General features: G+C 56.3%; 12 protein-coding genes. 3 read left to right on the top strand and 9 right to left on the bottom strand.

Features of this window, described 5'->3' with window-relative positions; all coding sequences use genetic code 11:
• Positions 1-30: 30 nt before the first annotated feature.
• From bcsC to bcsR, 6 genes are read right to left on the bottom strand one after another with little or no spacing between them, the layout of a single operon-like run.
• Positions 31-3,513 carry a cellulose synthase complex outer membrane protein BcsC gene (gene bcsC / locus BJ885_RS20040; RefSeq protein WP_121932642.1) on the bottom strand — a complete coding sequence of 1,161 codons (3,483 nt, stop codon included), beginning with the start codon at positions 3,511-3,513 and terminating at the stop codon, positions 31-33.
• Positions 3,495-4,601 (bottom strand): cellulose synthase complex periplasmic endoglucanase BcsZ, encoded by a 1,107-nt coding sequence (gene bcsZ / locus BJ885_RS20035; protein ID WP_121932641.1) that lies wholly within the window; start codon positions 4,599-4,601, stop codon positions 3,495-3,497. Before bcsZ ends, bcsC begins: the two co-directional genes overlap by 19 nt.
• Positions 4,602-4,607: 6 nt before the next feature.
• Positions 4,608-7,028: a cellulose biosynthesis cyclic di-GMP-binding regulatory protein BcsB gene (gene bcsB / locus BJ885_RS20030; RefSeq protein WP_121932640.1), complete on the bottom strand. Its 2,421-nt coding sequence runs from the start codon at positions 7,026-7,028 to the stop codon at positions 4,608-4,610.
• Positions 7,029-7,038: 10 nt separating this feature from the next.
• The gene (gene bcsA, locus BJ885_RS20025) at positions 7,039-9,654 is read right to left on the bottom strand and encodes a UDP-forming cellulose synthase catalytic subunit (protein ID WP_029740462.1); all 2,616 of its coding nucleotides are present in this window, start codon (positions 9,652-9,654) and stop codon (positions 7,039-7,041) included.
• A complete protein-coding gene (bcsQ, locus tag BJ885_RS20020; RefSeq protein WP_029740463.1) occupies positions 9,651-10,403 on the bottom strand; it encodes a cellulose biosynthesis protein BcsQ in 753 nt (250 codons plus the stop codon). Before bcsQ ends, bcsA begins: the two co-directional genes overlap by 4 nt.
• 11 nt (positions 10,404-10,414) lie before the next feature.
• Positions 10,415-10,603 (bottom strand): cellulose biosynthesis protein BcsR, encoded by a 189-nt coding sequence (gene bcsR / locus BJ885_RS20015; RefSeq protein ID WP_008503237.1) that lies wholly within the window; start codon positions 10,601-10,603, stop codon positions 10,415-10,417.
• 175 nt (positions 10,604-10,778) lie between these two features.
• Between bcsR and bcsE the strand changes: the two genes are divergently transcribed.
• From bcsE to bcsG, 3 genes are read left to right on the top strand one after another with little or no spacing between them, the layout of a single operon-like run.
• The gene (gene bcsE / locus BJ885_RS20010; protein WP_121932639.1) at positions 10,779-12,341 is read left to right on the top strand and encodes a cellulose biosynthesis c-di-GMP-binding protein BcsE; all 1,563 of its coding nucleotides are present in this window, start codon (positions 10,779-10,781) and stop codon (positions 12,339-12,341) included.
• Positions 12,335-12,532, top strand: a complete 198-nt coding sequence (gene bcsF, locus BJ885_RS20005; protein WP_024908822.1) for a cellulose biosynthesis protein BcsF — start codon at positions 12,335-12,337, stop codon at positions 12,530-12,532. Before bcsE ends, bcsF begins: the two co-directional genes overlap by 7 nt.
• Positions 12,525-14,204, top strand: a complete 1,680-nt coding sequence (gene bcsG, locus BJ885_RS20000; RefSeq protein WP_029740465.1) for a cellulose biosynthesis protein BcsG — start codon at positions 12,525-12,527, stop codon at positions 14,202-14,204. Before bcsF ends, bcsG begins: the two co-directional genes overlap by 8 nt.
• A 48-nt stretch (positions 14,205-14,252) precedes the next feature.
• Here the strand turns inward: bcsG and BJ885_RS19995 are convergent, their stop codons facing one another.
• The 3 genes from BJ885_RS19995 to murB are packed head-to-tail and all read right to left on the bottom strand — an operon-like array spanning position 14,253 to position 17,249.
• Positions 14,253-15,245, bottom strand: coding sequence for a glycosyl hydrolase family 8 (locus BJ885_RS19995; RefSeq protein WP_029740466.1), 993 nt, complete (start codon positions 15,243-15,245; stop codon positions 14,253-14,255).
• Between the two features lie 16 nt (positions 15,246-15,261).
• Positions 15,262-16,224 (bottom strand): bifunctional biotin--[acetyl-CoA-carboxylase] ligase/biotin operon repressor BirA, encoded by a 963-nt coding sequence (gene birA, locus BJ885_RS19990; RefSeq protein WP_029740467.1) that lies wholly within the window; start codon positions 16,222-16,224, stop codon positions 15,262-15,264.
• The gene (murB, locus tag BJ885_RS19985) at positions 16,221-17,249 is read right to left on the bottom strand and encodes a UDP-N-acetylmuramate dehydrogenase (protein WP_121932638.1); all 1,029 of its coding nucleotides are present in this window, start codon (positions 17,247-17,249) and stop codon (positions 16,221-16,223) included. Before murB ends, birA begins: the two co-directional genes overlap by 4 nt.
• Between the last annotated feature and the right edge of the window lie 194 nt (positions 17,250-17,443).

Below are 17,443 nucleotides of genomic sequence, written 5' to 3'. Positions count from 1 at the left end.
AGACTTACAAATGGATTAAGGAAAATCCGATTACCAGTCCGCGTAAGGGATAAGCGGCTGCGGCGGTAAGTCCATATCGCCCTGCCAGCCTGCAGCAGAGTAACGCACATAGATCAGCGCATGGCTTGGGGTATAGTCTTTCGCTTCCTGAATATCCACGCCCATGCCCACAAACCAGTTGGACGTTACGCGGCGTTCGATAATGGCCCGCGCGGTATAACCCGTGCCTGAGGAACTGCTGCCGGTTTCCATCGCGCCCCGGTCGGTATAGCGGTCTGGCTCATCGGTCGGGATCAGGTTCTGAATCGGGTAGCGCAGCTCGTCTTTGGTTTTAGAGTGAGACCAGGACACTGAGCCACCCAGCTCCCATGACCAGTTCTCCGTGCGTTTACGCCAGGTCACCGGCAGTGCGAAGGAGACATACTCCTGCGGGCTGTAGTATCCGCCCTGACCCAGGGTATAACCGCTCAGGTCTTTGTCGTAGTGCCAGAGCATATTGGAGACGCCGACCGTCAGGCGCTCGTTGTTTTTATTAATGAGCTTGTAGTAGTAACCCGTCATCCAGCGGACGCGCCAGTTATCTTCCACATTTTTACCCGTCAGCGTTTCCGCGTTCAGGCTGGACCAGACGCCGTTCGCTTCCCCTTTGTCATAGCTCATGCTTACGCCGCCACCGGTGGCACGTACGCCGCCCCAGGTGGTGCCGGTGTTGGTATCTTTTTGCCCGGCGAACGCCAGCAGAGAGCTGGAGATTGGGCGGCGATGGGCGTTAACGGTATAGCCGATGGGGCCCAGATCGCTGCTGTAGCTGATACCGCCCACCACGTCGACGACGTCAAAGCCCATTGGCGTGGTGCCAATATCCATCGCCCAGGTTTTATTCTGCCAGCCGACGGCGACGCTTGCGCCATTGTCGGACTGATGGGTGTTGCCGCTACACGGCGTTTCGTAGCAGGTCCCCCATTTTGGATCGTAGGTCCCGTTATTGTTATCAAATGAACCGGCGTCCATGTTGACCAGATCGCTTCTGAAGAACATGCGCCCGTCAGACAGCGGAGCATCCACCTGCAGCATGGTGGTGTGCGCTTTCAGGTCGGAATAGCCGCCCGTTCCGCTGGAACCCCAGTAGTCGTGCTGCAGCGTGACGTTAACATCCTGCTGACGGTACAAGTCACCGGCATCACTGCGCACGCCGCGCTTCAGCCAGTCGTCTTTTTCATCGTTACGCGTCAGACGAGTAAAACTGTCGTTGTCGGCCGGACGGGTCGTCGTGACGCCGGACGACACCATCGCGTCTTTATAGGTTTCCAGCGCCTGCTGAGGCTGACCGTTTTGCGCCTGGAAACGCGCGGCATCACGTAACACCAGCGCGTTTTCCATGGATCCGGGCTGCGATTTAGCCTGCGGAATGATGTTGTTGAAGGTCTGCTCTGCGGCAGCGGAATCGCCCAGGCCTGCCTGCGCCATCGCGACCCGGCGCTGCATGTTGAGCGACTGCGGCTGGCCGTTTTGCACGGCGGGCAGTTTCGCCAGCTCTGCGCGCGCGGCATCTTTGTCACCCTGCGCGCTATAAATCTCGGTCAGGCCGAGGATCGCGTCTTCGTTCTGCGGTTCACGCTGCAGTACAGCGCTGTACGTCGTTTTCGCCGACGCCAGATCGCCACGCTGCTGCGCCCAGTCCGCCAGCGTCAGGTCGATGCGGGTGGAGGTCGGCTGCTGGCGCAGAAGGTTTTCCGCCTCCTGCTCTTTGCCGCTGTCGCGCAGACGGTTGGCGGTTTCCAGCACCTGGTTGCTTTGCAGGCGGTCGGCAAGCTCCTGAATATTGCCGTTCCACTGGCTGCGCGGCAGCGTGTCCAGATGCGCCAGCGCGGCGCGGTCCTGATCGTTGCCGGAAAGATAGAGCCCGTTGGCGTACACCTGATCCGGGTCGGACGGTTTCTGGCTGGCAAGCTGACGCATCAGGGTATCCGCCTGGCTGCGCTGACCCGCGCTGTAGAGATCGCGCGAGAGACGATAGGTTATCCACACGTCGCCGGGAGAGAGCGCCAGACGACGACGCTGAATCTCTGCCGCCTGGGCGTATTTCCCCTGATTTTCCAGCTGTTCTGCCTGAGCGGAGAGCTGCTCGTTGGTCAGGCTGCGTTCAATATCATCGATGCTCCGGCGCTGGCTGGCGGAGAGAGACTGGATAAACTGCGAGGCCTTCTCCGGGGACTGCGCGCGGTAAATATTGGCCAGGCCGCGGACCGCATTGCTGTTGCCGCTGTCCATACGCAGCGCCTGGCGATAGTAACGTTCCGCCGCGTCGTTGTCTTTACGCGCCGCGGCGGCATCGCCCAGCCCCAGCACGGCATAACTGTCGGTATTGTCGATACCGCGCGCCTGCTGATAGTAACGCTCCGCCTGCGCAGGGTTATTCGCCTTCAGGGCCGCATCACCCTGCTGGATCAGCAGCCAGTAGCGGTTAACCTTGAGCAAACTGTCCCATTTACCCCGGTTATCGCTCTGGGGATCGAGGGCAATCGCCTTTTCAAACTGCGCCACCGCGCGGGCGCGGTCGCCTTTCTGGGAATAGGCCTGGCCAAGGGCACCCACCGCTTCACTGTCGGCATGGTTGGCGCTGACGGCTTTTTGCAGCTCAGCCACAGCCTTACTCCCCTGCCCGGCATCCACCGCCGCCAGCCCTTCCGCTTTCGCGCGGAACGCCGGGTCAGCGAGCTGTTTTTGCTGTTCTTCGAGCTGGGCACGCGCCGCCACGACGCTATCACCACTGCTGAATACGCTCAGGTATTTTTGCAGCGCGCTGACGCTGACGCTGCTGGCAGGCTGGCCTTTGATTTGGTCATACCACATATCAGACGCCTGGCTGCGCCCGTTGGTCGATTTAGCCATCTCCTGCAATACGGCAAAGCCTTCATCACGGCGTCCGCTCTGGAACAAAAGCTGGGACAGCGTCGCCTGCAGCTGCGTATTTCCGGGACTGCTGGCGTTGATTTTCTTGAGCTGGTTAATGGCCGCATTCCGGCGAGCGGGGTCTTTCGCCACGACGTTCCAGTATTCCGTCGCCACGTCGCCGCCCGGCGGGTTACCGTCAAACAGCTTGTCATAGGCTGCAATCGCCTCCTGCGTGTGTCCCGTGGTGGCGAGCAATCGCGCCTGCTGGAGCTGCTGGCGGCCATCCGGGGTGGATAGCAGCATCGTGTTGCGAGATGACTGATACGCACTCGAGCCCGGCGCGATCCCTTTCAGACGATCCAGCTCTTTTTGCGCACCGGCGTTATCGCCCTGGCGCAGCAGGTAGCGAAAACGTGCGGCAATGACGTCAGGGTTGTTCGGGTCAATCAGCTCAAGACGATAGAGCGACTGACGAACCAAATCCTCACGCTGTGTCGATTCGCCCAGCCGAACCTGTTCCAGCAGCTGTTTCTGCTGCGGAGAGTTGGCGGCCTCAGCCATCGGCATCAGTGCCAGGCCAAGCGATAAAGTGAGTAGATTTACTGTGAACTTGCGCATTCCTGGCCCCAATCCGGTATTAATTCACCTTTTGCGGTGAAGCGAAAACGATGCTGATCCCATCCTTGCCCAAAGAGAGTCAGCACGTAGCTGTAATAGGCATTATTATCGGGAAAATGGTCTGCAACGCGCTGGCGCTGAACCGCCTGGGCATCACGTTGTTGTAAAAACGGCAGCATGGCGGCAGAGAACCCGACCGGACCATTCCCGGTGCGTTTACCCGTCGCCACATCCACTTTCTCCGGCGGCACACCCCGTTTCATTGTCTTTGCCGCCATCGGCTGGAAGCGCGTCAGCAGCCGGGCTTTCTGAGGATCTTTATCACTCATCATTCCCACCCAGAGATAAACGCGGATGGCATCGTAGCCGCCCACCAGCGATTTATCCTGCTGTAACCGCCACCCTTTGTTTTTCTGATACTGAACCCAGTCCGGCGAAAAACCTTTCGGCGCGCTCTCCAGCAGCAGACGCTGATTGGTTTCACGAAGCTGGGTCCACGGGGTACCAAAACGCGTGAAATAACTCGCTAGCTGCGGAGGAAGATAGCTGGGGTTAAAACGCCAGACGTTTTCATCGGCAAAACCGACTTTACCGGGAAGCAGCATTGCGCCGAGCCCCGGCACTTTCACCACTTCCTCACTGACAATGCGTTTCAGCAGCGCCTTACCCGTGCGGGTATAGTCCGGATGTTTCCACAACCGACCCGCTTCGAGCAGAGACCAGGCGATCCAGACATCGGCGTCAGAGGCGGAGTTGGTATCAATCACCGCCCACGTCTCTTTATCTTTCTGACCCCATAGCCAGGCGGGCAGATGGTCGTTGAGATTGCCGCTGGCAAGATTATCGCGCGTCCAGGTCAGCAGCTGGTCAAACGCGCTGCGATCGTTCGCCGCAAGGGCAAAGAACAAGGCGTAGCTTTGCCCTTCCGAGGTCGTAATTTTGCGCGTGTCGCTGGGATCAACGACACGTCCGCCCTCACTGATGTAATCCTTTTTAAACTGCTCCCAGGCAGACCAGGTACAGGCAGCGCGAAGAGGAAGCGCCGCCAGCATCAACGCTGCTAATGCACACCAGCGAAAGGCTTTCATCACATCTTACTCATCCGGGTTCAGGCGACGACGGCTGATGATACGCAGCAGACGCCACAGCACCCATGCCAGCAAGACCACGCTGACCGCCGCCAGGATGGCGAGCAGAACCGGATGGTTAGCCAGCGCATACCACAGTCGTTCGAACCACGGCAGATGGCCTACGTAGTACACATCGCCCACGCGCAGGCTATTGACGCCGGACTCACGGATCACCGAAACGGAACCAAACATCGCGGCACGTTTACCGCTGTCGTTCATGGCCGTATTGAGCAGTTCATACCCGCGCGGGCTGTCCGCCAGGAGAGCCACCACGCTACGCTGTTCGTTGTAAGGTGACTGGAAGCCCACCACCGCGGCCATTGCCCCCTGAGACGTTACGGTCGTCTGCGCGCTGGCCTGACGGTCGTTCACATCCGGCATAATGCTTGGGAACTCAGTCTGGCGCAGCGGCGTGTTAACCCAGGACTGGGCCGCTTTCACCAGCAGATCGATACGTTTGTCATCCTTCAGCTTATCCGGAATAGTGCCGATCACCATGATGTCAGCATCTTTGTTCTGGATCTGGCTGCCATCATCCGTCAACGTGACGTTAATTGCCGGTAATCCCGTCTGTCCCCCAACGGTCGCCATGGTATCCAGGAGGGTCGTTACCTGCCCTTCGCTTGGCGCTTTTGGCATCACAACGATGGACTCAGAGAGATCGGCCATGCGGCTGAACGGGAAGCCCGCGTTAGCAAAGGCGCGCAGATCCGGCATCGCCAGGAAGTGATAGTACTTCGAGAAGTCGATGGTCGACTCATCGCCAATCACAACGTGGTTCTGCACGGGCTGGAAGGTGATGCAGTTTTCCGCCGAGCCGCCAGGCATCGGGTTCATGTACTGGAAGTCAAAGCGCAGCTGGTTTATCGCGCCGAGCTTCAGTGCCGGGATGGAGACATCCGTTTTACCGTCCAGCAGCCCCTGCAACACCGGCAGGCGAAGCATCAGGCGGTTAGTATCCTGCGTGCTTTGCAGGCTGAACGATTGCAGGAACTGGTTGTTCAGGCTGATATCCATGCGCGAGCTGTCTTTGGTCGCTGGCGCGGTATACCGGTAGTTCAGGTTGATATCAATGCCGTTGGTACGCAGCAGATACAAATCCGGCGGCAGATTCAGTGACAGGCTAATCGGCGCTGGCTCAAGCCCCGTCGCCTGCAGCTGTTCTTCATAGGTTTTCAGCTCGCCAAATGTCACCGCACGGTCGGTACGCACCCAGTTTGGCGCATCATAAGGTTTACGCGCCAGCAGCGGTTTGACCTCATCCACCACCACGCTGTCACCGCGGAAAAGGACGTTGCCCTGGGCAATGGCTTTTGCGGCCTGCACCAGATCTTTATCGTCGCGGCCAAAGACCACCAGCAGCTTCACGTACGGGTTTGCCGGATGGCTTATCATCTCAACGGTTGGCGCTTTGACGTCCGGATGATCGCGCAGGAAGGCCGGGCGTTTCGCGTTGGTCGCAAACACAATGGCATTTCTGTCCGGCAGTTTGTCATACATCGCCGGGAAGCTCTGTCCACGCCAGCCAGCACGTGAACCAAACCAGGACGCCACAATGGTGGCCGCCAGCTGCTCGGTCACATCCGGGGATGATGCAAACACCATCGGCAGCGTGAGCGGACGGTTATCACGCGGATCGAAGAACGGAACCGGGAATGCCGAGAGATCGTTTTTCAGCGCCAGCGACTGGTAGGTCATCTGCAGCGAGGAGTTACGCCCGACGTCCATCCACAGCGTGTTGCTGGCCGGGTTTTCGCAGACATCGCGGTAGTGGCCGACAAATTCCAGACGGATACGGTTAAAGTCGGTGATGAACAGCGGATTGATCGGCACCTGCGCCTGGGTTTTCTTACCCAGCTGCTCTTTGGTGACCGGCAGTACGTCCATCAGCTCATCATTCAGGTAGACCTTCAGCTGAGACTGCGTCGGCAGCAGAGATGGCGACGGCGTGTATTCCAGGTTCAGCACCGCATTAGATACGACCTCATCGCTGCGCATGCCAAACTCAATGCCGCCGTTAGGGTTGATGCCGCGCAGCACCATACTGCCCGGAGGCGGTGCGATTTGCGCGAAGGTCAGCTTCACGTCCCGTGACGGCGCATTGTCCGCGACGACGGGCGCATTCGCCCCCCGGACGCCCGGCATCACCTGCCCGATGACCTGGCCGTCTGCCGGCAGGGTGTTCCCCTCCGTTGGCTGGTTCGGCATGATATTTTCTGTTTGACCGGGTGCCGCGGTGACAACCGGATCGGTTGCCTGCGCGACGACAGGTACCGTTGGCGCAGGCGTTGCCGCTGCGTTACCAGGAGCTGCGTTAGCCATTGTTGCGGGGAGGACATTCATCCCCATTGCCACTGCACATAACCAGGAAAGTTTTGTTTTCATCGCGTTATCATCATTGTTGAGCCATAACCGGGTCCGCCTGCTTCGCCTCATCCCGCTCAGGACGACGAGGAATGAACGACACGACCCAGGAAACCAGCGAAGTAAGTGACCGGAAAATTAATTTCACCGACGACGGGGCGAATTCTGCAAGGTGACGATAGCCACGGAACCCCAGCTTCAGAATATCCAGCAGGCTTTCCAGAGGTTTATCTTCCGGGAAGCTGTCCTGCCAGAGAGCCCACGTGTCCGCGCGGGCAAACGTACACTGCACAAAATCGATATGTTGCTTTTTGGTCAACGGCATCAGCTGCAAACCGACTTCATTGCCCGCCACTCGAACAACCTGCGTCGGGAAGACATACTCCTGCTGACCGCGCTTAAGCAGCAGGTTAACTTTCTGGCCTTCCAGCACCTTCGCCTGGCCGTTGATTTTGATCCCCAGACCACCGTCAGAGAAGTCGTGCACTGTACAGGAGAAGAGATGGCCATCTTCACGGGCGATCGCCGCAGGCATGCAGATTTCAACGCGATGCGCACGGCGAACCTGTTTACTCTCCACCGACACCGCTACCGCGCCGCCGAGGATAATCAGGTTGTAGAAGACCCAGGCCATACTCACAAAGACGGTCAGGATTTCGTTTTCCGGGCCGTAGAAGTAACGCCAGATACCGGCGATGACGCCAACGATATTCAGCAATACCAGGAAGATATACGGACGGGAGATCACCCAGTCGACGTACTCTTCTTCTACCAGGCCACCCTTGGCGGTGACGTTAAATTTCCCTTTATGCGGGTTAATCAGCGCCACCATCGTCGGCGGCGCGATATACCAGGCCAGCACCGTCTCGTAGATTTCACTCCAGAAGGAATGGCGGTATTTACCCTGTATCTTCGAGTTCGTCAGGCTCGCGTGGATCATGTGCGGCAGAACAAACAGCGCAATCATCAGCGCCGGGGCGTAAATGATATAAGCGTGAAGGAGCAGGAACGCCAGCGGCGCCGTCAGGAAGATCAGCCGCGGGATACCGGATAAGAAGTGGAACATGGCGTTGACGTAGCAGAGACGTTGCGCCAGCTTGAGCCCTTTCCCTATCAGTGGGTTATCGAGACGGAAAATCTGCACCATGCCGCGCGCCCAGCGAATACGCTGACCAATGTGCGCCGACAGTGACTCCGTTGCCAGACCGGCGGCCTGCGGAATACGCATATACGCCGAGGTATAGCCACGACGGTGCAGGCGCAGAGAGGTGTGCGCATCTTCCGTGACCGTTTCGACGGCGATACCGCCAATTTCATCCAGCGGCTTACGGCGGATAACCGCACACGAGCCGCAGAAGAAGGTGGCATCCCACATGTCGTTCCCGTCCTGCACCAGGCCATAAAACAGGGTGCCTTCGTTCGGGGTTTTGCGGAAGCGGCCAAGGTTACGTTCAAACGGATCCGGCGAGAAGAAGTGGTGCGGCGTCTGCATCATCGCCAGCTCTTTCTCCTTCAGGAACCAGCCCATAGTCATCTGCAGGAACGAGCGCGTCGGCACGTGGTCACAGTCAAAGATCGAGACAAACTCCCCTGTGGCATACTTCAACGCGTTGTTGATGTTCCCGGCTTTCGCATGTTCGTGAGTCGGACGGGCGATGTACTCGACGCCAACCTCCTCTGCGAACTGGCGGAACGCCGGACGGTTGCCGTCATCCAGGATCCAGACCTTGAGCTTGTCTTTCGGCCAGTCGATGCCCAGCGCGGCATAAATGGTATTTTTCACCACGCTCAAATCTTCGTTGTAGGTCGGTACAAAGAGATCAACAGACGGCCACTGCGCGGTGTCTTTTGGCAGCGGAACCGGCTGGCGGTTGAGCGGCCAAATAACCTGGAAATAGCCCAGCACCAGTACGATCCAGGCGTAGGTTTCGGCAAACAGCAGCACCAGGCCGCACACCAGGCTGACCGGGTCGTCCCAGTTCAGGGTTGAGGTATAACGCCACCAGATGTAGCGACAGGAGACGGTCAACGACAACACAATCAGCATCAGCGCCGAGAAGCGGCCCGGAATACGGCGGACCAGCAGCGCCACGCCCCACAGCAGGATCAGGAAGGTGAACTGCGCCAGAGGGTTGAAAGGTTGCGTAATACAGACCAGCGCCAGAATGAGCGAGAACACGACGATCACGCCGAGGATAAAACGCCGCAGGCCCGGGTGGAGATGCCCGAGCTCTTTGTGGTTATCCAGATGGCTGGTCTTATCGCTTACGCTGTTGGGCAGTCTGTCCAGCCACTGGTGGTAGCGCTCACGTAACTGCTGGACGCGGGAGAAGCTGCGCCAGTGCGGCGTTATTTTCTCTGAGCGGGATGACGTGACCACCAGCCAGATGGCTTGAATGAGATAGCGTGCCGGATCCAAAGGACGCGGCCGGTTGGGATTAATGTGCGGATATAGCTCACTGTGTCGGGCACGTATGCGCTGCCAGCGCGGGTGTTCGAGGGGAATAAACATCCAGGCCAGAATCATCCAGAAGCAGCCGAGCGCGGCGCTAAATGCCGAAGCACCGTGTCGGCGGAAATGCCGGTAATGTTCGCTCAAACGCGAACTGACCGGTGGGATGAGTAACCAGCTGGCGAGACGACTCATACAGAACTCCCTGCATGCTCCGCCCTGTTGGCGAAGTTCAGCAGACACCAGTTAGCCAGCGTTAGGATCTCTTCTGCCGCCAGTGAATCGCTGCGGTATTCGCCGAGCGGTTGCTTAGACGCAAGACATTCCGCCATCCCCTCATCACGATGGATGACAATGGGAAGCAGACGGCGCTGGCTTTGCAGCCAGACCTGATACAGATCGTCCTGAATCTGGCTGCCAATGCGCAAATCGTTAATCAGAAGGTGAGCGTTCTGAGGCAGCCCCTGCTGATGCAGGCGGATATGGCAGTTCGCATCGACGTTGACGATGGAAAGTATATGATCGCACTGGGCGATAAGCTGTCGGGTCAGCGTGCCGGCGCCGTGCGGCAGATCCAGCAGGATCCACTTGTAGTGCCCCTTTTCTTTCAGGGTTTGCAGCGCCAGCGTGAACTGTGAAAACAAGCGCTGATACGCGGCTTCATTCTCGCGTTCCGTGGTGCTCAGTTGCCCAAACGGCAGCAGATCAAGCTGGGAGGTATAGCGCATCCCTGCATCCTGCCAGTCTTTATCATCAAGCAGTGCCCGGGCCCAGCCCTCTTCACGAGAAAAGTCGACGTTAAACGACATACGCAACAAATTATCGGCGCAGGCGTCAATAACCAGCACCGATTCACCTAAAAGCTGTAATGACCACGCCAGCGCCGCGGTAACTGATGTGGTACCCACACCGCCACGGACACCCTGTAATCCGAGTATGGCCATCAATGGCTCCCTTATTGTTGATGGGCGAATTCAGCTAATAACGGCCAGCGTTTAATAGCCGCGGCCAACTGTTCCCGCTGGGAAATATCGGTGTAATCTATTTCAGGTAAAGAAAAGGCCTGCGTCAGCGCCAGAAAATCGTTTTGGAATGTGTAACCCAGAGTCGAGTCGACTGGGGTTCCAGGTTCGTTATTATCCATTCTTTTTCCATCCCTTTAAGGAAAATCGCACGCTAAAGAACTTGCGAGGCTTCCTGCCCTGACAAATTTCATTTACATGCTAAATCTGATGTTCTTTAATTTCAATGTTAGGTTTATTTCTACGCTTTCGCTAGTAAACTGAGATACAGATAAATTAGACGAAAAGAGGGACACCGTGGACTCCATATTTTCTATTGGCATCCAGTCATTATGGGACGAATTGAGCCACATGCCAGTCGGAGGAGTCTGGTGGATTAATACGGACCGTAATGAAGATGCTATCAGTCTGGTAAACCAGACAATTGCTGCTCAGGATAAGGATTCCCGCGTGGCCGTCATTAGCATGGGCGAAGATCCGAAGAAAATTATTACGCTTGAAAGTGGTCGCGGCCCCCAGACGGTGCGATTATTTTCCATGACATCGGAAGCCGATAGTCTATACTTTTTGTCCCGCGACGTTCAGTGCTCTATTGATCCGGATCACTATTTAGTGATTCTGAAATGTGCAAATAACGTCCTGCAAAATATGCCCGCTGAAAAACTACTGCCGTGGCTGGAAAAAATCAATAAATGGGCAAAATTTCAAAATTGCACGCTATTGATAGTCAATCCCGGCAGTAATAATGACAAGCTGTTTTCACTTTTAATGGGCGAATATCGCTCCCTGTTCGGCCTGGCAAGCGTTCGTGACCAGGCAGGCAGCTATCTCTACGATATTGCATTCTGGTGTAATGAAAAAGGCGTGAGCGCCAGGCAACAGCTTACGCTGAAACATGTCGAGGGCGAGTGGCACCTGGCGCAGCAGGAAGAAACCGTGGTGCAACCGCGCAGTGATGAAAAACGCATCCTGAGCCATATCGCGGTTTTAGAGGGGGCACCCGCCCTGTCGGAAAACTGGACGCTGTTTGATTCTAACGAAGCCCTTTTCCATGAAGCCCGCACAACCCAGGCGGCAACCCTTATTTTCTCGCTGATGCAGAATAACCAGATTGAGACGCTGGCGCGGCAAATCCACACCTTACGCCGCCAGCGCGGCAGTGCGTTGAAAATTATCGTGCGCGAAAATAATACCAGCCTGCGCGCCACCGATGAGCGCCTGCTTCTGGGCTGCGGTGCCAATATGGTTATTCCATGGAATGCGCCGTTGTCACGCTGTCTGACGCTTATCGAAAGCGTTCAGGGCCAGCAGTTTAGCCGCCACGTACCGGAAGATATTTCCACGCTGCTCTCCATGACGCAGCCGATGAAGCTGCGTGGGTACCAAAAATGGGATACCTTCTGCGACGCCGTGGGCAACATGATGAACAACACGCTTCTTCCTGCTGACGGAAAAGGGGTCATGGTTGCCCTGCGCCCTGTACCGGGTATTCGCGTTGAACAGGCTCTCACTTTATGTCGCCCGAACCGTACTGGGGACATCATGACCATTGGCGACAATCGCCTGGTGCTGTTTTTGTCCTTCTGCCGGGTAAACGATCTCGATACGGCGCTTAACCACATCTTCCCCCTGCCTACAGGGGATATTTTCTCGAACCGTATGATTTGGTTCGAAGATAATACGATTAGCGCGGAGCTGGTGCAGATGCGTGCGCTCCAGCCTGAACAATGGGCCAAACCGCTCGCAATTAAGAGCGATGCCAAACCTATCCTCAATGCAAGGCATGATGGACACGTCTGGCGTCGGGTTCCGGAACCCCTTCGCTTATTAACAGACAACGCGGAGAACGCATCATCATGAACATCAGCGATATCATTCAACTGGTTATATTCTGTGCGCTGATCTTTTTCCCGCTTGGCTACTATGCGCGCCATTCCATACGCCGTATCCGTGATACGGCCAGAGTGCTGTTTATTAAACCTCGCTATGTAAAACCAGCCGGAACACTGACACGGGCATCACACGTCAAGGCAGACCGAAAACATGACTAATTCTACCTATACCGCTTCGTCACCCTCGCCGCTCTGGCAATACTGGCGCGGCCTTTCCGGCTGGAACTTCTACTTTCTGGTGAAGTTTGGTCTGCTGTGGGCAGGCTATCTGAATTTCCATCCCCTTCTCAACCTGGTATTTATGGCCTTCCTGCTGATGCCGCTGCCGAATATCAGGCTACATCGCTTGCGCCACTGGGTCGCTATACCTGTCGGCTTTGCGCTGTTCTGGCATGATACCTGGCTACCGGGGCCGGACAGCATTATGAGCCAGGGGTCGCAGGTGGCGGGCTTTAGCGCCAGCTATGTCCTCGATCTGACCGAGCGCTTTATTAACTGGCAGATGATTGGCGCGGTATTTGTGCTGCTGGTTGCCTGGCTGTTCCTGTCGCAGTGGATCCGCGTCACGGTGTTTGTGGTCGCGATTATGATCTGGCTTAACGTGCTGACGCTGGCTGGGCCGAACTTTTCGCTGTGGCCTGCCGGTCAACCGACCACCACGGTGACCACCACAGGGGGAAGCGCGGCGGCAACCGTCACAACGGCAGGCGATACGCCTGTGGTGGGCGATATCCCAACCCAGACCGCACCGCCGACCTCAACCAACCTGAACGCCTGGCTCTCCAGTTTCTATACCGCGGAAGACAAGCGACAGACTAAATTCCCGGATGCGCTGCCGGCGGATGCTCAGCCGTTTGAACTGCTGGTGATCAACATCTGCTCTCTCTCCTGGGCCGACGTGGACGCCGCCGGTTTGATGTCTCATCCGCTGTGGTCACACTTCGATATTCAGTTTAAAGATTTCAACTCTGCTACCTCTTACAGCGGCCCGGCGGCGATCCGCCTGCTGCGTGCAAGCTGCGGTCAAACATCGCATAAAAACCTGTATCAACCCGCCGGTAACCAGTGTTATCTGTTCGATAACCTCGCAAAGCTGGGCTTTACGCAGCATCTGATGCTGGGGCATAACGGCCAGTTCGGTAACTTCCTGAAAGAGGTGCGCGAACAGGGCGGCATGCAGGCACCGCTGATGGATCAAACCGGTCTTCCCGTCTCTCTGCTGGGCTTCGACGGCTCGCCCGTTTATGACGATACTGCCGTCCTGCAACGCTGGCTGCAGACCATCGAAAAAGACAGTAATCCGCGCAGCGCGACGTTCTATAACACTCTGCCGCTCCACGACGGTAACCATTTCCCGGGCGTGAGCAAAACGGCTGATTATAAAGTGCGTGCTCAGAAGTTCTTTGACGAGCTGGACGCGTTCTTCACGGAGCTGGAAAAATCGGGCCGTAAAGTGATGGTGGTTGTGGTGCCTGAGCACGGTGGAGCGCTGAAAGGTGACAGAATGCAGGTGTCGGGTCTGCGTGATATCCCAAGCCCGTCCATTACCAACGTGCCTGCAGGCATTAAATTCTTTGGTATGAAGGCACCGCATCAGGGCGCACCGATTGAGATTACACAGCCAACCAGCTATCTGGCAATCTCAGAGCTGGTTGCCCGCGCCGTTGACGGGAAGCTGTTTGTGGAAGATAGCGTGAACTGGGATCAGCTCACCAGCAACCTGCCGCAAACGGCAGAAGTCTCCGAGAACGCTAACGCGGTCGTCATTCAATATCAAAACAAACCTTACGTTCGCCTGAACGGCGGGGATTGGGTACCGTATCCGCAGTAATACGGTATGACGTCCCTCTCCCCATCGGGGAGAGGGACAATGTCAACATTATTGCTGGGCGATCCACACCAGCATTTTCAGACTTGCCGAATAGTAGTCGTCTTTAGAGGTGATTTCGGGTTCACCGGAAGACTGCCCCATCGTGAAATCACGTACGGCCAGCAGGCCGCCTTCCATCATGTAGGGCGCATATTCGTTGGTCGTGACGTTAACCCAGGCGGGAGTTTGTTCCCGGGAAAACTGACCGAACCAGGCCTTCCACGGCGTCAGCAGCGGGCTTTGCTTATCAGACCAGGCAAGGTACAGCGGAATACGAATCGCGTCATAGCTCATTCGCGGCGGCCAGCCTTTAGCAGGAGCCAGCTTGCCACCTGATGCCAGTGAAACCCAGTCAGTGGGCAGATTCGCTTTACCCGAGCCCATTTTCCCCAGCAGGCGTTTCCCGTCCTTAATCAAATCGCGCCAGACCGGCAAATGACTGCGTCTGGAGAAGGCCTGCCAGGCCGGAAACACGAAATAGGAAGGATTAAGGACCACTTCACCCTCAAGCTTAAACCCCTGGACGCCGGGCAGCATCACGCGGTAACCGGCATAGCGGATCACGCTGTGGTCAATCAGTGCTTTGGTAATTGCATCCGATGCGGCGCTGTAGCGTTTGTCATGCCAGCGGGCGTCGGCTTTCAGCAACGCCCAGGCAATCAGCACGTCGCCATCGGCAGCGTTGTTTTTGTCGGCGACCGGGTTGGACTCTGCGGGATTATAGCGCCAGTAAAACAGACCATTTTCTTTGTTCTTCAGCTGACTGTCTGTCCATTGCCAGAGCTTATCGAACGTGGCCTTATCGTCGTTGGCCACCGCCATCAGCATGGCAAAACCCTGACCTTCCGTATGCGACACGCCGCCATTACCGGTATCAACAATGCGGCCTTCCGGTTTGAAAAAGCGGGCCTTGTAACTCTCCCAGGCCCGATCCGCATGAGAGAGAGACGAGAACAGCAGACTCATCATGACGGCCAGCGTTGCGCACACGGGTTTTCGCATAATTAACTCGATCCGGTTATTCGGCACTTCGCAGTGAAATCTCACCGCCCATCCAGGGTTTAATCACGCCATCCTGCTCCAGGAGCAGCGCGCCCTGTGCGTCAATACCGCGTGAAGTCCCGTAGATCTCTTTATCACCAATCAGCAGTTTCACCGGGCGGTTAATGAAGTTATCCAGCTTTTCCCAACGAGACAGGAACGGTGCCAGCCCTTCCTGCTCAAAAAGCGTGAGTGAACTGCGCAACTCTTTAATCATACGCACGGCAAGGGTGTTACGATCGATGACGATTCCCGCCTCCTGGAGGTTAGTCCAGGCCTGATTCACCACATCATTTTGTACATTGCGCATCACCATATTAAGGCCTGCGCCAATGACGATTTGCGCCGCATCGCCCGTTTTTCCAGTCAGTTCGACCAGAATGCCGGCAAGTTTACGATCGTTGAGGTAGAGATCATTAGGCCATTTAACACGTACCTTATCCGCTCCCAGATCGTGCAGCACTTCCGCCATGACGATGCCGATGACCAGACTCAGGCCAATGGCAGCGGCCGGGCCCTGATCGAGTCGCCAGTACATGGACAAATAGAGGTTAGCGCCAAATGGCGAAAACCATTTGCGACCGCGACGGCCGCGACCGGCCTGTTGATATTCAGCAACGCAGGCATCGCCGGATGTCAGCTCAGGCAGACGATCCAGAAGATACTGGTTCGTCGAATCAATCACCGGCAGCACCGCAACATTGCCGTGTCCGATCTGGCTGCGGATCGTTTCTTCATTCAGCAATTGAATCGGCTCCGGCAGACTGTAGCCTTTTCCGGGAACCGTGAACACATCAACCCCCCAGTCGCGAAGAGTCTGGATATGTTTATTGATAGCAGCACGGCTCATGCCAAGCTGTTCACCCAGCTGCTCGCCAGAATGAAACTCACCGTCAGCAAGGATGCTAATCAGGGTTAAGGGAATGGTATTGTCCTTCACGCGATAGCCTCCACGGCATTGACTTCACCTGTGCAGCCAATGAAGCGAACTTCTGGCTCCAGCCAGACGTTAAATTTTTTGCCCACACGCTGACGAACATAATGAGCCAGCTGTACAACATCATCGCTGGTCGCATCGCGTTGATTAATCAGCACCAGAGCCTGATGCTGGTGAACAGCAGCACCGCCTACTGAAGTGCCTTTTAGCTGGCATTGATCGATAAGCCATCCCGCGGCAAGCTTCACGCTGCCATCCGCCTGAGGGTAATGTGGCGCGGCTGGCCATCCTTCAAGAAAGACTTTTGCATTTTCGCTGCTGATAACCGGGTTTTTGAAGAAACTGCCGGCGTTTCCGTTTACTTTTGGATCGGGAAGTTTGGTCATCCGCATATGGCAAACCGAGTCAAAAACGTCGCGGGCGGTTACGGTAGCCGGATCGAGACGCGTTAAATCCCCGTAGGTCAACACGGGCTGCCAGTTCTTCGACAGGCGCAGACCCACGGCGACAATCACGTAGCGATCCTGATATTCATGTTTGAAGATACTGTCACGATAGCCAAACCGGCACTGTTCCGCCGTTAAACGCTTTGCCGTTCCGGTCGCCAGTTCGATGCAGTCGACATATTCGCAGACATGTTTCAGTTCGATGCCGTAGGCACCGATGTTTTGAATAGGTGACGATCCGGCGCAGCCTGGAATAAGCGCAAGGTTTTCCAGGCCCGGCATCCCTTTTTCGAGGGTGAATTGCACCAGATGATGCCAGTTTTCTCCGGCCCCCACGTGCAGGTGCCAGCTGTCGGCACGCTCTTCCACATCAATTCCCATGATGCGGTTAACGATCACCGTTCCCGCAAAATCATCGAGAAACAGGACATTACTTCCTTCGCCCAGAATCAGTACGGGTTCGTTATTTTCAGTTGCGCTTTGCCATGCATCCAGCAGTTGCTGTGCATTATCGGCACGTACAATTTGTTTAGCATTGCGTTGAATGCCAAAGGTATTCCAGGGCTTAAGGGAGTGGTTCATAGACGCTATCCTGATGCAAAAACGCAGGTAGTTTACCGTATAAGCAGGGCGTTGGGGGATTAGTTTGTGCAGCGTATAAACGCAAAAAGGCCATCCTTACGGATGGCCTCTTCACTTATTTGATGCCTGGCAGTTCCCTACTCTCACATGGGGAGACCCCACACTACCATCGGCGCTACGGCGTTTCACTTCTG

Origin of the sequence: Enterobacter sp. WP_7_1 (assembly GCF_003688535.1) — a bacterium.
GTDB classification, from domain to species: Bacteria; Pseudomonadota; Gammaproteobacteria; order Enterobacterales; family Enterobacteriaceae; genus Enterobacter; species Enterobacter asburiae.
This window is presented reverse-complemented; position numbering and strand designations above follow the sequence as displayed.

Bases quoted from the DNA above. Each gene is read 5' to 3' on its own strand.
- bcsZ (WP_121932641.1), bottom strand. From the start codon at position 4,601: ATGAAAGCCTTTCGCTGGTGTGCATTAGCAGCGTTGATGCTGGCGGCG.
- bcsB (WP_121932640.1), bottom strand. From the start codon at position 7,028: ATGAAAACAAAACTTTCCTGGTTATGTGCAGTGGCAATGGGGATGAAT.
- bcsG (WP_029740465.1), top strand. From the start codon at position 12,525: ATGACTAATTCTACCTATACCGCTTCGTCACCCTCGCCGCTCTGGCAA.
- bcsC (WP_121932642.1), bottom strand. From the start codon at position 3,513: ATGCGCAAGTTCACAGTAAATCTACTCACTTTATCGCTTGGCCTGGCA.
- bcsQ (WP_029740463.1), bottom strand. From the start codon at position 10,403: ATGGCCATACTCGGATTACAGGGTGTCCGTGGCGGTGTGGGTACCACA.
- bcsR (WP_008503237.1), bottom strand. From the start codon at position 10,603: ATGGATAATAACGAACCTGGAACCCCAGTCGACTCGACTCTGGGTTAC.
- murB (WP_121932638.1), bottom strand. From the start codon at position 17,249: ATGAACCACTCCCTTAAGCCCTGGAATACCTTTGGCATTCAACGCAAT.
- bcsA (WP_029740462.1), bottom strand. From the start codon at position 9,654: ATGAGTCGTCTCGCCAGCTGGTTACTCATCCCACCGGTCAGTTCGCGT.
- BJ885_RS19995 (WP_029740466.1), bottom strand. From the start codon at position 15,245: ATGCGAAAACCCGTGTGCGCAACGCTGGCCGTCATGATGAGTCTGCTG.